The sequence below is a fragment of the Mycobacterium sp. NPDC050551 genome, assembly GCF_040674075.1.
In the GTDB taxonomy this organism is placed as follows: Bacteria; Actinomycetota; Actinomycetes; order Mycobacteriales; family Mycobacteriaceae; genus Mycobacterium.
On record NZ_JBFARC010000007.1, the window covers coordinates 122,752 to 135,635 of the forward strand.

Consider the following 12,884-nt stretch of genomic DNA (forward strand, 5'->3'; position numbering starts at 1 on the left):
CGGCGTCACTTCTCCATCGTGAACTGGTTGACGTCGATGTAGCCGACGCGGAACATGTCCGCACAACCGGTCAGGTACTTCATGTAGCGGTCGTAGACCTCTTCGGACTGGATCGCGATCGCGTCGTCGCGGCGGGCCTGCAATGCGGCGGCCCACAGGTCCAGGGTGCGGGCGTAGTGCGGTTGCAGCGACTGCACCCTCGACACCGTGAACCCCGCCCGCGTCCCGTGCTCCTCTACCATCGAGATCGACGGCAGCCGCCCGCCGGGGAAGATCTCGGTGACGATGAACTTGACGAACCGGGCGAACTGGAACGACAGCGGCATGCCGCGCTCGGCCATCTCCTTGGGGTGCAACCCGGTGATGGTGTGCAGGAGCATCACGCCGTCGTCGGGCAGCGCGTCGTACGCCATCGCGAAGTAGTCGTCGTAACGGTCGAAGCCGAAGTGCTCGAACGCGCCGATCGACACGATGCGGTCGACCGGCTGGTCGAACTCCTCCCAGCCCTGCAGGCGGACCTCCCGGCGACGCGGGCTGTCCAACGCTGCGAACAGCGTCTCGACGTGCGCCTTCTGATTCTCCGAGAGCGTCAGGCCGATCACGTTGACGTCGTACTTCTCGATCGCACGCAGCATCGTCGAGCCCCACCCGCAGCCGACGTCGAGCAGCGTCATGCCGGGCTCCAGGCCGAGCTTGCCGAGCGCGAGATCGATCTTCGCGTACTGCCCCTCCTCGAGCGTCATGTCGTCACGCTCGAAGTAGGCGCAGCTGTAGGTCCGGGTCGGATCGAGGAACAGCCGGAAGAAGTCGTCGGACAGGTCGTAGTGCGCCTGGACATCCTCGAAGTGCGGGGTCAGGCCGTCTGTCACGGCGTCGCGATCCTGAGGTGGCAATGAGGTGATGTCCGGCATCCCGACAGCGTACGATTCCTCCGGTGCAGCGCAGACAACGACCGGGCCTTCGGACCCTGAGCCTGGCCGCCGCGGTGGTTGTGACGTCGACCGTCCTCGCCGCGCCCGCGCAGGCGGAACCCGCTGACGACGCCTTCCTTCGCTCGCTGGCCGACGCCGGCCTGGCGACCGGAAACCCGGCGGACACGGTGGCACTCGGCCAGCAGGTGTGTCCGATGCTGGCCGATCCCGGCCAGGGCGCCGCCGATGCCACCGCCAAGGTGGCCGACACCGCCGGCATGCCGCTCGGCGCGGCCACCATGTTCACCGGCCTGGCGATCTCGATGTTCTGCCCGGCGATGGTGAGCCGCCTCGGCAACGGCGAGATCCCTCAGCTGCCGCTCGGACTCCTGGGCTTCTAGGCCGGGCCTCACGCCGGGGCGGGCTGCACCCGCCGGAGTTCCGGCCGCCGGGCGTCGCGGTCGTCGCCGACCGCCCGCCCACGCAGATGCCACCACAGATAGGGCATCAGCATGTTGCGGGTCCACAGGGCCTGCGAGGTCAGCCGGGTGCGCCACGACGGCCACGTCCCGCCCGCACCGTTGTGCGCCCAGTCGTGGCTGCTGCCCGGCAGGCCGAGCGCCTCGGCCGCCGCGGCCGCGAACAACCGGTGCCCCTTCGTGGAACCGTGCACCCGGTCGATGCTCCACGTGTCAGGTTCGCGCATCGACGGCGCGCCGAACAGGTCGACGAGGCGGAAGCCGTGCCGTGTGCTCGACTCGCGGATGACGGAGTTGATCCGGCGGACGCGTCCGGCCAGCACACGGCCGACCGGCAGGATCTGTGCGATGTCGGGAAAGGTGGTGGTGACCACCGTGGCACCGGAACGGGCCAGCGCGAGGTACACGTCCTCGAGGTCGCCGAGCGCGCGGTCGAACGCGGTGCCGGGCCTGATCACGTCGTTCATGCCGATACAGAGGGTGACGAGGTCGGGTCGCATCGCGAGCGCCCGCGGCAGCTGGTGGTCCTTCACGTCGGCGATCCGCCTGCCCCGGACGGCCAGGTTGGCGTACTCGAGTCCGGGTCGCTGCGAGTCGAGCATGATCGCCAGTCGATCCGCGAAACCGGTCAGACCGCCGGCGTCGTCGCCGTCCCACAGTCCTTCTGTCTGACTGTCGCCGAGCGCGACATAGCGGGTGTATCCGGACACGAACCGAGACTCTAGCGACGGTGTGCCCCCGGCGGGTTGAGGCGCCGGATGCCCGGGTAGCCCGGGCGGGAACAGCCGCGACAGCAGAGGAGGAACACCATGCCGAACGAACTCGAGGGCAGGAAGATCGCGATCCTGGCCGCCGACGGCGTCGAGATGGTCGAGTTCGAGCGACCCCGTGACGCCGTGCACGACGCGGGCGGGCAGACCGAACTGCTCTCCCTGCAGGCCGGCGACGTCGACGCCCGCAACCACGACCTGGAGCCGGCGGGCACGCTCACCGCGCAGCGGGCGGTCGCCGATGCGCGCGTCGAGGAGTTCGACGGCCTGGTACTGCCCGGCGGCACCGTCAACCCGGACAAGCTGCGCAAGGACGAGGCTGCGGTGAACTTCGTTCGCGAGTTCGTCAATTCGGGGAAACCCGTCGCCGCGATCTGCCATGGACCGTGGACGCTGGTTGAGGCGGGCGTCGTCGCCGGACGCACGCTCACGTCCTACCCGAGCATCCGCACCGACCTGCGCAACGCCGGCGCCACCGTCGTCGACCAGCAGGTGTGCATCGACGGCAACATCATCACCAGCCGCTCACCCGACGATCTCCCCGCTTTCTGCCAGGCCATCGTCGACCGGTTCGCCAACACGCCCGCCCACACGTGAGCCGCTACCGCAGCTTGACGATGCGGGTCAGGTTGAGCGGCCGTCCGACGGCGCTCAGCTGGCCGAGGAGATACTCCAGACGGGTGCGCGGCATCGCCATCCGCCATTCGGGCACGGTGCCCGACAGCCGCACCACCCCCGGCGCGAAGCTCACACCCGTGAGCTGCAGCCCGTGGGGCAGCTCCGGAAGCTGCACCCGGTACCCCGGCGTCCTACCGGGCAGCGCCCACCGCCTGCGCCGCAGGGTCACACCGCGCGGTCGCAGCGACAGCGTGGAGCCCTCGAGCTGGGCGTCGACCTCCACACAGCCCAGTCCTGGTCTGCGGATCAACTGCAGCCGGGCCACGCTGTCGGCCCCGACAGTGCCCGACAGCCTCGGCGCGGCCCAGCGCAGCAGGTCGTCGAGTGCTGCCTCGGGCACGTCGAGCGTGAGCTCGACCGGCTCGGCCGTCAGCACCGGCGGCGCCGACGGCCGCAGCGCGACGTTGTGGAACACCGCGGCGGCGGCACTGAATCGGCTTCCCTCCCAAGTGATGTCGCGGGCGGCCAGGCGCACCTTGCCGATCTGGCCGACCGACAGCGCCCGCATGTCGAGGCGGGAGTCGAACTCGGTCACGGTCAGCGTCAGATCACCGGCATCCAGCCGCACCGCCATCCGCCTGCCGACGACCATCCGCCGCAGCGTCATGAACAGCGTCCGGTACGCCGCCGCCGCGCCGCCGGCGACCGGTGCGACCGCGGCCGTCGACAAGAGCCAGCCCAACCGATCCAGCGTTCTCGCGCGCTGTTCCGACCGTGGACCCGTCACGGCTCCAGCATGGCACCGCCCGGCACGGGGCCGCACCGTAAAATGGTCGCGATGACGTCCGTCGTAATCGTGGGCAGCGGATTCACCGGATTCGAATGCGCCCGCCAGCTGACCAAGATCCTGCGCAAGCATCACGCCTCGAGCGATGAACCGGGCGCAACGTCGGTCGACATCACGATCATCTCCCCGGTCGACTACATGCTCTACACCCCGCTGCTGCCGGATGTCGCCGGCGGACTGGTCGACGCCCGCTTCGTCACGATTCCCCTCGCCAACGCCCTGCGCGGGGTGAAGGCGGTGCGCGGGCGCGTCGACAGCGTCGACTTCGACGGCCGCACGGTCACCTTCACCGATCCCGAGCAGCGTTCGCGCAGCATGTCCTACGACCGCCTGGTGCTGACCCCGGGTTCGGTGACCAAGCTGTTCGACGTGCCCGGCCTCGCCGAGCACGCCCGCGGGCTCAAGTCCACCGCCGAGGCGCTCTACCTGCGCGACCACGTGCTCGAACAACTCGAGCTGGCAGGCAACGACGACGACCCGGCCAAGGCCGCAGCGCGACGCACCGTCGTCGTGGTCGGCGCCTCGTACTCGGGCACCGAGCTCGCGGTCCAGCTGCGGGCGCTCGCCGACGCCGCCGCCGACTCGATGGGTTTCGATCCCCGGTCGGTCCGATTCGTGCTGCTCGACCTCGCCGAGCAGGTGATGCCCGAGGTGGGGGAGAAGCTCGGCGCCGCCGCGATGCGGGTGCTGCGGGGACGGGGCATCGACGTGCGGCTGGGCATCTCACTCAAGGAGGTGCACGCCGATCACGTTGTGCTGACCGATGATTCGCGCATCGACACGCACACTGTCGCGTGGGTCACCGGTGTGACCGGGGCGCCTCTGATCGAGCACCTCGGCCTGCCGACCGAGAAGGGCAGGCTGAAGGTGCAGGCCGACCTGCAGGTGCCGGGCCACCCCGACGTGTTCGCCGGCGGCGACGCCGCGGCGGTGCCCGATCTGACACAGCCCGGCAAGATCACCCCGCCCACCGCGCAGCACGCCACCCGGCAGGGCAAGGTGCTGGGCCGCAACGTGGCCGCCAGCCTCGGCGTCGGCACCGCCAAGCAGTACAAGCACCGCAACATGGGCCTCGTCGTCGACCTCGGGCCGCGTTACGCGGTGGCCAACCCGCTCAACGTGCGGCTGTCCGGCTTCCCGGCGAAGGTGGTCACCCGCGCCTATCACCTGTACGCGATCCCGCGGTTGGTGAACCGCTGGGCGGTGTCGCTGGCCTACCTCACCGACGTGTTCTTCGCCCGGTCGGTGGTGTCCATCGGGCTGTCGTCGGCCGACGACGCGCAGTTCTCGGCCAGCGAGGGCATCCCGATGCCGAAGGCGGACTGATTCAAAACCCGCCGACGGGGAACAGAACCACCATGGCTACCTACCGCGTGCTGAATCCCAAGGGCGATGTCGTCGAGACCAAGGACATCGAGAGTGCCGACGATGCGCACGCCTGGTTCGTCGACCAGGTCGAGGGGAACGAGCTGGGCTGGCGGATGGAGGTCCAGGTGGACGACGGCCGGTGGGACTTCATCGACGACAGCGAGGGCGACCGCTCCTACTGACCGCGGCGCGCGTGTCGTGAGTAGGGTGGCGCGGTGCCGAAACTCAGTGCGGGCCTGCTGCTCTACCGTGTCACCGGCGGGGTCGTCGAGGTGCTGCTCGGTCACCCCGGCGGACCGTTCTGGGCGCGCAGGGACGACGGCGCCTGGTCGGTGCCCAAGGGTGAGTACGTAGACGGCGAGGATCCGTGGACCGCCGCCCGGCGGGAGTTCGGCGAGGAGCTCGGCAAGGAGCCGCCCGCCGGTGTGCCGACCCGCTTCGACCCGGTCAAGCAGCCCGGCGGCAAGGTGGTGACCGTCTTCGCGGTGCGCGGCGACCTCGACCTCGACGGCTGCGTGAGCAACTCGTTCACGATCGAGTGGCCGAAGGGGTCGGGCACACTCAGGGAGTTCCCGGAGATCGACCGGGTGGCCTGGTTTCCCGTGGCGGCGGCCCGGGAGAAGCTGCTGAAGGGCCAGCTGCCGCTGCTGGACCGCCTGATGCGTCAGCCCGATCTGGCCGGCTGCGCGGAGGGTGCGGACGCACCACCCGGGCCGGACGGGTCTCGATGGCGTTGATGGTCAGTGCGCGGCCGTGGATCCGCCACCCGGATGCGGTGCGCTGATACTCGTCGTCGTAGCGCAGATGCCACACCACGTCGGTGACGCGGCCGTCCTCGACGGTCCAGTGGTGCGCCACGCAGGCGATCCGGCCGAGGGCGTAATCATGGTGCGGCCCTTCGGCATAGACCTCGCCGACGACCGCGTGCTCGGTGCGTTCGAGCCCGGCCACCACCGCCATTGCGGCCCGCACACCGTCATGGCCGTGATGGCGGCGCACCGGCTCCAGCGCACGCGGCGGATCGGGAAGCCACAGCTCGGCGGCGTCGGTGAACAGGGCGACCACGTCGTCGAACCGGCGATCGTCGACGGCCGCGGCGTACAGGTGCACCAGATCCGCGACGGCGAGCCGGTCGGGCACGTCCAGCGTCACGGCCGCAACCCCAGTCTGCGGGCACAGTCGGAGAGCAGCTCGCGTGCCTGGTCGATGTCGCGCACGGCGGGCATCGCCAGCACCAGCCGGTCCGCGCCGAGCGCCGCGAGCTTCTCCGCACGGCCCGCGTCCACCCGGTCGACCAGATGTCCCAGTGACACCTCCAGCGCAGCGGGATCGCGGCCCTCGGCGCGCGCGCTGTCCCGCATCTCGGTGAGCAGCCCGGCAAGCTGAGCGCCCGCCACGCCGAGAGGCTGGAAGCCGTCGCCGAACCGGCCGGCCCGCCGGGCCGCCGCGCGGCTGTGACCGCCGATGTGAACGGGGATGCGCGACAACGGCTTCGGATAGCTCATCGCATTGGCGAAGGCGAAGAACTCCCCGGCGAAGTCCGCACCTCCGGGGCGGTCGTCCCACAGTGTGCGCAGCACCTGGAGTTGTTCGTCGGCGCGCCTGCCACGTGCGTGGAACGGCGCACCGCAGGCCTCCACCTCCTCCTTCAACCACCCGGTGCCCACCGCGAGCCGCAGCCGCCCACCCGAGAGGACGTCCACCGTCGCGGCGCGTTTGGCCAACACGACGGGGTGATGATTGGGCAGCACCAGCACACCGGTGGCCAGCACCAGCCGTTCGGTCTGTCCGGCCAGGAACGCCAGCAGGTCCAGAGGGTCGGGCACCGGGCAGTCCGGGGCGAGCTCGACTCGGCCTGAGTCGTCGTAGGGGTAGACGCTGTCGTACTCGGTCATCAGCACGGTGTGCTCGACGACGACGACGGACTCGAACCCGCAGTCCTCCACGTGGCGGGCGAACGCCGCCATCCACCGCGGGTCGGCGGTGACCCCGGCGGCTACCGGTGCGACGACGGCGAATTTCACAGCGGCGGAAGACCGTTGCTCTCGCGGATGGACCGGCGGCATTCCCGGCGGGTCATGTCGGTCTGCTGCATGCACACCCGCACCGGCGGCTCCTCCTCCGCGGGCAGCGGCTCGTCGGTCGGCGCGGTGGTGACGGTCGGGCTCGGGATGTCGCCCTGGGTCAGCGACCAGATCGTCGAGTCGGTGCCCTGCAGCGTCTCGCAGTACGCGGTGGATCCGTCGGCCGTGGTGGCGGTGCTGCCTGTCGGTGAGCAGTCCGCGCCGACCACCGCAGCCGCGGGTGCCGCCGATGGGGTGGCCGACGGGGTGGACGACTCGGTCACGGTGTCGGTCACGGTGTTCGGGGGACTGGGCGGCGGGACGGCGGGTGCCGCGCTCACGGACGGCACCGAACTCGTCGAAGACGTGGGCGCCGCCGCCGGATCCGACGGGCGATCGTCGGCCCTGCGGAATTCCAGTGCGGCAACGGCGATCGCGACGATCAGCAGTACGGCCAGCACCGCGGGCACCACCACTGCCGGCCGCAGCGCCCGCCTGCGCGCCGGCGCGGGTGTCACCGCCGTCGAGAGCCGGGTCTCGCCGGTGGCGCCGACCCCCAACTGGTGGGCCAGCGCACGGGCGAAGTCGGCGCACCGCTCGTAGCGGTCGGCCGGTTTCTTGGCCAACGCCTTGGCCAGCACAGGATCCAGCGACGCGAGTTCGGGTCGCTGGGTGCTCAGCGCAGGCGGCGTCGAGGTCAGGTGCTGACTGATCACCACCGCCGGATTGCTGTGCTGGAACGGCGGTGTGCCGGTCAGCAGGTGAAAAGCGGTGGCGGCCAACGCATACTGGTCGGCGCGTCCGTCGAGTCGCTCGCCCATCAGCTGCTCGGGAGCGGCGTAGGACACCGTGCCGACGGTCATGTTGGTGGCCGTCAGCCCGCTGATGTCATCGGTCCACCTGGCGATGCCGAAGTCGGCCAGCAGAATTCGCTGCTCGCCGGACTCCGGATGGCCGAGCAGGATGTTGGCCGGTTTCACGTCGCGGTGCAGCAGATTGCGCGCATGGGCGTAATCGAGCGCGTCGGCCACCGCGGAGACGATGTCGAGCACCTCGCGCTGGGGCAGGCCGTCGGGATGTTGGTCGCGCATCAACCGACCGGCGTCGGTGCCCTCGACGTAGTCCATCGAGATCCAGATCTGGCCGTCGTACTCGCCGCGGTCGTGCACCCCGACGATGTGGGGATGCCACAGGGTGGCGGCGATGTCGGCCTCGCGGTGGAACCGCTCCCGGTACTCCTCGTCGGCCGACACCGTAGCGGGCAACACCTTGAGCGCATCCTGGCGCGGCAGTCGCGGGTGCTGGGCCAGATACACCTCACCCATGCCGCCCCACCCGAGCAACCGGACGATGGTGTAACCCGCGAAGGTCGCCCCGTCGGCCAACGGCATGGGCGAATAGTACGGCAGCGACGTCCGGAGTCAGAGAAAGTAGACGGTGACAGTTCAGTGTCGACGATCGAAGGGACGACCTCAGTGGCAACGGTTCATTCTGGCGGACAGCCGATACCCGGCACGTTCACCAACCACTTCGTGGCTCATCTGCAGGCCGCGGTGGCTGCCCGGTTCGCCAGCGGGAAGGGCTTCTTCCTGACCACGACGGGACAGGGTGAGGGCGGCGCCGAGGTCACCACCAGTCACTGGCTGCACCCGGCCATGCCGCTGACGTTCGGCTACGACGTCAGCGGCGACGACGGCGCCAAGGTGGCGCCGGTGGCGCTCGACCGCAAGGAGATCGACGCGCTCACCGCAGCGATGGACCAGCCGAACGGGGTGCGCGGCAGCGACGGCGTCTGGTGGCCGTTCGCCGAACACCTCTGAGCGCTACAGGTCGAGGGTGAGCGGGTGCCCATCGGGCGCCCGCGACACACAGGTGAGCATCATGCCCGCGGCCCGCTCCGGACCGGTGAGCAGCGTGTCGCGATGGTCGACGGCGCCGTCGAGCACGCGGGTGCGGCAGGTTCCGCAGAAGCCCTGACGGCAGGAGTAGGGCGCCTGCACGCCGGCCCGCGTCAGCGCGGCGAGCAGGCTCTCGTCGGCGGCCACCCGGACGGTCACCCCGGACGCCGCCGCGGTGGCGGTGAACTCGGCGCCGTCGACCACCGGCGGCGCGGCGAACCGCTCGTAGTGCAGTTCGACGTCGCCGCGCCCCACCAGGGCGGTCCGGATCACGTCGAGCATCGGCGCGGGACCGCAGGCGTAGACCGACGCGCCTGCGGGGCCGTCGCCGAGCAGGTCGCGTGCGCTCGGCAGTCCGTCCACGTCGTCGGTGCGCACCGCGATGCGGTCGCCGAAGTGGACCAGTTCGTCGAGGAACGGCAGGCTGTCGCGGCTGCGACCGGTGTAGACCATCGACCAGTCGACTCCGAGGCGGTGTGCCTGCTCGAGCATCGGCAGGATCGGGGTGATCCCGATGCCGCCCGCGATGAACCGGAAGCGGTGCGCCGGTGACCCGTAGCCCGGCACGGTCAGCGGGAAGGCGTTGCGCGGCCCCAGCGTGCGGACGGTGGCGCCGACCCGCAGCGCCTCGTGCACCTCGACGGAGCCGCCGCCACCGCCGGGGATCCGCCGTACCGCGATCCGGTAGTGGTCGGCGGCGCCCGGGTCGCCGCACAGCGAATACTGGCGGACCCGTCCGCTGGGCAGGTGCAGGTCCAGGTGCGCGCCGGGGAACCAGCGCGGCAGCGGGCCGCCGTCCGCGGCGGTCAACGTCACGGCGAGCACGTCCTGGTCGCGGGCCACTACGTCGCGGGCAGCGACGGCCAGCGCGATGCTGCGGTCGCGCGCCGTGGGGGCCGAGATCCTGCGGATGGCGCCGGACAACCCGAACAGCCCGGTGATCGCCGCGTCCGCGAGGCCGATCAGCAGGTCGGGGCGCTGCGGATCGGAGGCGCTCGGCGGGGCGGCGCGGAACCTGCTGAACACCGCCATCACGGGTGGGCGCTGCGCGCAGCGGGCGAACTGGCCAGGTAGGCCACCGCCTGCGCGGTCGACCCCATGTGTTCGGGGGTGAAGCCGGGCCGGAAGTACATCAGTGTGTTGGAACCGAAGAGTCTGCGGTACCTCGGCAGCAGACCCGCCTTGGAGTCGCGCATCCGCAGCCGCTGCAGCCGCCACCAGCCGAACTCGGTCCGGGGATCCACCGTGGTCAAGTGACGGACGCCGCGCTGGAAGAAGGCCAGCATCATCGGGGCGGCGATCATCATCGCGCGGATCCGGTCGGGGTAGCTGTCGTGGAAGTGCACCGCGACGTCGTGGGCGACGCTGCGGTGCTCGACCTCCTCGCTGCCGTGCCAGCGGAACAGGTCGACCATGGTGGGGTCGGCACCGTGGTCGTCCCACGAGCAGTTCAGCGAGAAGTCGCCGAGCACCGCGGTGTAGTGCTCGATGGCGGCGATCAGCCACAGCCGGTCGCACAGGTGATTGAGCCGCCGCCGCTCCGCGTCGGGCCCGCTGAATTGCTTGGGAGCCAACACCTTTCCGAAGACGTACTCGATCTGGTCGAGGATCGGCGCGGGGTCGACGCCGTGATCGATCAGGAAGTCGTGCAGCACGCGGTCGTGGGTGTCGGCGTGGGTGGCCTCCTGGCCGATGAAGCCCCGCATGTCCTCGGCCAGCCGCGCGTCGGTCACCAGCGGCAGCGCCTCGTCGTAGGTGGCGACGAACCACCGCTCGGCCGCGGGCAGGACGATGTTGAGCAGGCTGACCATGTGGGAGGCGACGGGGTGGCCCGGGATCCAGTGCAGCGGGACGCCGGCGACGTCGAAGTGCACCTTGCGGGCCTGGATCTGCACCGGCCCGGGGTCGATCTCGCGTTCGAAACGGCGCGGACGCAACATGGCTGACCTCCCGGGGCGCTCTGCCGATGACCCGCAGTCTACGACCGGTAGGGGGGACCGCAGGTTTCAGGTAGTTGTGTGAGGTCAATAACATCTGGCATGGCAGGAATCGGCGACGCGTTTGCGTGGGCAAAACATCAGGTGTCGGATCGCGTGCCCAAAGCCGACCTCGACCAGCGCGACGCCGACTACATCCGCGAGCAGCTACCGGGCCTGTGGCTGCTGGCCTCGCTCTACTTCCGCGCCGACGTCAGCGGGCTGGACCGCATCCCCTCCGAGGGCCCGGTGCTGCTGGTCGGCAACCACAGCGGCGGCAACCTCCCGCCCGACACCTTCGTCTTCACGCTGGCGTTCTGCTCCTACTTCGGTGTCGAGCGGCCGTTCTACCAACTGGCGCACAACCTCGTGGTGTCGATGCCCGGCCTGGGATCGCTGCGCAAGTTCGGGACCGTCGCGGCCAACCACGACAACGCCACGCTGGCCCTGGAGTCCGGCGCGGCACTGCTCGTCTACCCGGGCGGCGACTACGAGGTGTTCCGGCCGTCCTGGAAACGCCACGACGTCGACTTCGGCGGCCGCAAGGGCTACGTGAAACTCGCCCGTGAGGCCGGTGTGCCGATAGTCCCGGTGGCAAGCGTCGGTGGTCAGGAGGCGGCGTTGTTCCTCGATCGCGGTCAGTGGCTGGCCCGGTTGTTGCGGGTCGACAAGACGCTGCGGCTGAAGAGCGTGCCGATCGCCCTGGCCCCGCCGTGGGGACTGGTGGTCACCGACATGGTGCCGCGGCTGCCGCTGCCGACGAAAATCGCCATCGAGGTGCAGGACCCGATCAGCGCCGACGACATCGCGGTCGGCGACGACGACGCGATCAACGACAGGGTGCTGAGCAGTCTTCAGGACGGCGTGGATCGACTGGCGGCGCGGCGACGGTTCCCGGTGCTCGGCTGATGAGCGCTTGCGCGAAGAACCGAGGGGCCTGATGAGCGCTTGCGCGAAGAAACGAGGGACCTGATGAGCGCTTGCGCGAAGAAACGAGGGACCTGATGAGGCTGCAACGGAGCATCATCGTCGACGCCGATCGCGACGCGGTGTGGAAACACGTGAGCGATTCGGACTGCTACCCGGAGTTCATGGCGAACCTGGAGCGGTGGGAGACCGTCACCGAGGGTCCGACAGGGGTGGGCTCGCGGTACACGGTGCACTGGAAGATCGGGTCGGTGCCGATCGGCGGGGTGATCGAGGTGGTCGAGTTCGACGACAGGCGGGATCTGGCCTGGATCGGCATCACCGGGATCACGATGCGTGGCAGGTTCCGGCTGCGGGACTGCGGCGACGGCAAGACGAAGGTGAACTTCCGGCTGGCCTACGAGGCTCCCGGCGGCCTGCTCGGACTGATCGCCGACCGGGTCGCCGCGCGGCAGGTCGGCAGAACCATGAATCAGACGCTCGACAACCTCAGGGCGATGGCAGAGACCTAGGTCTCCTGAGCAGAGATGGGCTCAGCGCGCCGGGATGGGTCCGGCACCGGCGCCGGGCGCGCCCGCGATCGGCACCATCGGGGTCGGGGTCACCGTGGTGACGCCGTTCTTGCCGACCCTCGGTCCGCCCGCGGGGCCCATTGCCTTGAGCTGCTCCTCGGCCTTGGCCGAGCAGTCCAGCGTGAGCAGCATCTTGCCCACCGAGTTGACCTTCTGTGAGCCGACCAGGCACTGCGACTGCGGCAGCGCGCTGCCGACCGAACCGCTGAAGGTGGCCGTGATGCCCTGGCTCTTCAGGATCTGTTGCGCCTTCAGGTAGGGCTCGCCGACGACGTTGATCGAGCTGGCGTCGGCGGGCTGCGACAGGGCGGCGCCCGCCGTGATCAGGGCGGCCGCGCCGGTTGCGGCGACTCCGGCGCCGAGCAGGACGAGCTTGTTCACGTGGCCTCCGTCGGATCGAGTGCGGTGCGAACATATCGCAGGTGTGACGATTGTGAAACCGGAGCAGAAGCCTC

At 70.1% G+C, this 12,884-nt stretch carries 16 protein-coding genes and 1 pseudogene; 8 read left to right on the forward strand and 9 right to left on the reverse strand.

Annotation, left to right across the window (positions count from 1 at the left end):
* Window positions 1-5: 5 nt before the first annotated feature.
* A complete protein-coding gene (locus AB0K11_RS24975) occupies window positions 6-869 on the reverse strand; it encodes a cyclopropane mycolic acid synthase family methyltransferase (protein WP_364984150.1) in 864 nt (287 codons plus the stop codon).
* 65 nt (window positions 870-934) lie between these two features.
* Here AB0K11_RS24975 and AB0K11_RS24980 point away from each other — a divergent pair, with 65 nt between their 5' ends.
* Entirely contained in the window at window positions 935-1,312 is a 378-nt protein-coding gene (locus AB0K11_RS24980; RefSeq protein WP_364983504.1) for a DUF732 domain-containing protein, read from the forward strand.
* 8 nt (window positions 1,313-1,320) lie between these two features.
* Here AB0K11_RS24980 and AB0K11_RS24985 read toward each other — a convergent pair whose 3' ends face one another.
* Window positions 1,321-2,100, reverse strand: coding sequence for an SGNH/GDSL hydrolase family protein (locus AB0K11_RS24985; protein ID WP_364983507.1), 780 nt, complete (start codon window positions 2,098-2,100; stop codon window positions 1,321-1,323).
* A 99-nt stretch (window positions 2,101-2,199) separates the two neighbouring features.
* On the opposite strand from AB0K11_RS24985, the gene AB0K11_RS24990 reads away from it, so the two are divergent.
* Complete coding sequence (locus AB0K11_RS24990) at window positions 2,200-2,757, forward strand: type 1 glutamine amidotransferase domain-containing protein (protein ID WP_364983510.1); 558 nt, start codon at window positions 2,200-2,202, stop codon at window positions 2,755-2,757.
* Window positions 2,758-2,761: 4 nt separating this feature from the next.
* Here AB0K11_RS24990 and AB0K11_RS24995 read toward each other — a convergent pair whose 3' ends face one another.
* On the reverse strand, window positions 2,762-3,565 hold the full coding sequence (locus tag AB0K11_RS24995) for a hypothetical protein (RefSeq protein ID WP_364983513.1): 804 nt from the start codon (window positions 3,563-3,565) through the stop codon (window positions 2,762-2,764).
* Window positions 3,566-3,616: 51 nt separating this feature from the next.
* On the opposite strand from AB0K11_RS24995, the gene AB0K11_RS25000 reads away from it, so the two are divergent.
* Genes AB0K11_RS25000 through AB0K11_RS25010 form a run of 3 tightly spaced genes read left to right on the forward strand, consistent with a single transcriptional unit; the run spans window position 3,617 to window position 5,730 of the window.
* Complete coding sequence (locus tag AB0K11_RS25000; protein ID WP_364983516.1) at window positions 3,617-4,951, forward strand: NAD(P)/FAD-dependent oxidoreductase; 1,335 nt, start codon at window positions 3,617-3,619, stop codon at window positions 4,949-4,951.
* Between the two features lie 32 nt (window positions 4,952-4,983).
* Window positions 4,984-5,175, forward strand: coding sequence for a hypothetical protein (locus AB0K11_RS25005; RefSeq protein ID WP_264014502.1), 192 nt, complete (start codon window positions 4,984-4,986; stop codon window positions 5,173-5,175).
* 33 nt (window positions 5,176-5,208) lie between these two features.
* Window positions 5,209-5,730: an NUDIX domain-containing protein gene (locus tag AB0K11_RS25010; RefSeq protein WP_364983520.1), complete on the forward strand. Its 522-nt coding sequence runs from the start codon at window positions 5,209-5,211 to the stop codon at window positions 5,728-5,730.
* A gap of 22 nt (window positions 5,731-5,752) precedes the next feature.
* Here AB0K11_RS25010 and AB0K11_RS25015 read toward each other — a convergent pair.
* From AB0K11_RS25015 to AB0K11_RS25025, 3 genes and pseudogenes are all read right to left on the reverse strand, one after another.
* Window positions 5,753-6,145: pseudogene (locus AB0K11_RS25015) on the reverse strand (nuclear transport factor 2 family protein); the annotation flags it as partial.
* Window positions 6,142-7,017, reverse strand: coding sequence for an LLM class F420-dependent oxidoreductase (locus AB0K11_RS25020; protein WP_364983523.1), 876 nt, complete (start codon window positions 7,015-7,017; stop codon window positions 6,142-6,144). The gene AB0K11_RS25020 and the pseudogene AB0K11_RS25015, both read right to left, overlap by 4 nt.
* Window positions 7,014-8,447, reverse strand: a complete 1,434-nt coding sequence (locus AB0K11_RS25025) for a serine/threonine-protein kinase (RefSeq protein WP_364983526.1) — start codon at window positions 8,445-8,447, stop codon at window positions 7,014-7,016. The genes AB0K11_RS25020 and AB0K11_RS25025 overlap by 4 nt, the downstream gene beginning before the upstream one ends.
* An 84-nt stretch (window positions 8,448-8,531) precedes the next feature.
* Here AB0K11_RS25025 and AB0K11_RS25030 point away from each other — a divergent pair, with 84 nt between their 5' ends.
* Window positions 8,532-8,876 carry a hypothetical protein gene (locus AB0K11_RS25030; protein WP_364983528.1) on the forward strand — a complete coding sequence of 115 codons (345 nt, stop codon included), beginning with the start codon at window positions 8,532-8,534 and terminating at the stop codon, window positions 8,874-8,876.
* A 3-nt stretch (window positions 8,877-8,879) separates the two neighbouring features.
* Here AB0K11_RS25030 and AB0K11_RS25035 read toward each other — a convergent pair whose 3' ends face one another.
* Window positions 8,880-9,986, reverse strand: a complete 1,107-nt coding sequence (locus tag AB0K11_RS25035; RefSeq protein WP_364983531.1) for a PDR/VanB family oxidoreductase — start codon at window positions 9,984-9,986, stop codon at window positions 8,880-8,882.
* The gene (locus AB0K11_RS25040) at window positions 9,986-10,894 is read right to left on the reverse strand and encodes a metal-dependent hydrolase (protein WP_364983534.1); all 909 of its coding nucleotides are present in this window, start codon (window positions 10,892-10,894) and stop codon (window positions 9,986-9,988) included. Before AB0K11_RS25040 ends, AB0K11_RS25035 begins: the two co-directional genes overlap by 1 nt.
* Window positions 10,895-10,993: 99 nt before the next feature.
* Between AB0K11_RS25040 and AB0K11_RS25045 the strand changes: the two genes are divergently transcribed.
* Window positions 10,994-11,839, forward strand: coding sequence for a lysophospholipid acyltransferase family protein (locus AB0K11_RS25045; RefSeq protein ID WP_364983537.1), 846 nt, complete (start codon window positions 10,994-10,996; stop codon window positions 11,837-11,839).
* Window positions 11,840-11,934: 95 nt separating this feature from the next.
* Window positions 11,935-12,369, forward strand: a complete 435-nt coding sequence (locus tag AB0K11_RS25050; protein ID WP_364983540.1) for an SRPBCC family protein — start codon at window positions 11,935-11,937, stop codon at window positions 12,367-12,369.
* A gap of 21 nt (window positions 12,370-12,390) precedes the next feature.
* Here AB0K11_RS25050 and AB0K11_RS25055 read toward each other — a convergent pair whose 3' ends face one another.
* The gene (locus AB0K11_RS25055; RefSeq protein ID WP_364983543.1) at window positions 12,391-12,810 is read right to left on the reverse strand and encodes a hypothetical protein; all 420 of its coding nucleotides are present in this window, start codon (window positions 12,808-12,810) and stop codon (window positions 12,391-12,393) included.
* Window positions 12,811-12,884 lie beyond the last annotated feature (74 nt).

What these genes read in the sequence shown, in the direction of transcription:
- AB0K11_RS25000 (WP_364983516.1), top strand. Translation starts at nt 3,617, where the DNA reads ATGACGTCCGTCGTAATCGTGGGCAGCGGATTCACCGGATTCGAATGC.
- AB0K11_RS25045 (WP_364983537.1), top strand. Translation starts at nt 10,994, where the DNA reads ATGGCAGGAATCGGCGACGCGTTTGCGTGGGCAAAACATCAGGTGTCG.
- AB0K11_RS25040 (WP_364983534.1), bottom strand. Translation starts at nt 10,894, where the DNA reads ATGTTGCGTCCGCGCCGTTTCGAACGCGAGATCGACCCCGGGCCGGTG.
- AB0K11_RS25005 (WP_264014502.1), top strand. Translation starts at nt 4,984, where the DNA reads ATGGCTACCTACCGCGTGCTGAATCCCAAGGGCGATGTCGTCGAGACC.
- AB0K11_RS25050 (WP_364983540.1), top strand. Translation starts at nt 11,935, where the DNA reads ATGAGGCTGCAACGGAGCATCATCGTCGACGCCGATCGCGACGCGGTG.
- AB0K11_RS25025 (WP_364983526.1), bottom strand. Translation starts at nt 8,447, where the DNA reads ATGCCGTTGGCCGACGGGGCGACCTTCGCGGGTTACACCATCGTCCGG.
- AB0K11_RS24990 (WP_364983510.1), top strand. Translation starts at nt 2,200, where the DNA reads ATGCCGAACGAACTCGAGGGCAGGAAGATCGCGATCCTGGCCGCCGAC.
- AB0K11_RS25035 (WP_364983531.1), bottom strand. Translation starts at nt 9,986, where the DNA reads ATGGCGGTGTTCAGCAGGTTCCGCGCCGCCCCGCCGAGCGCCTCCGAT.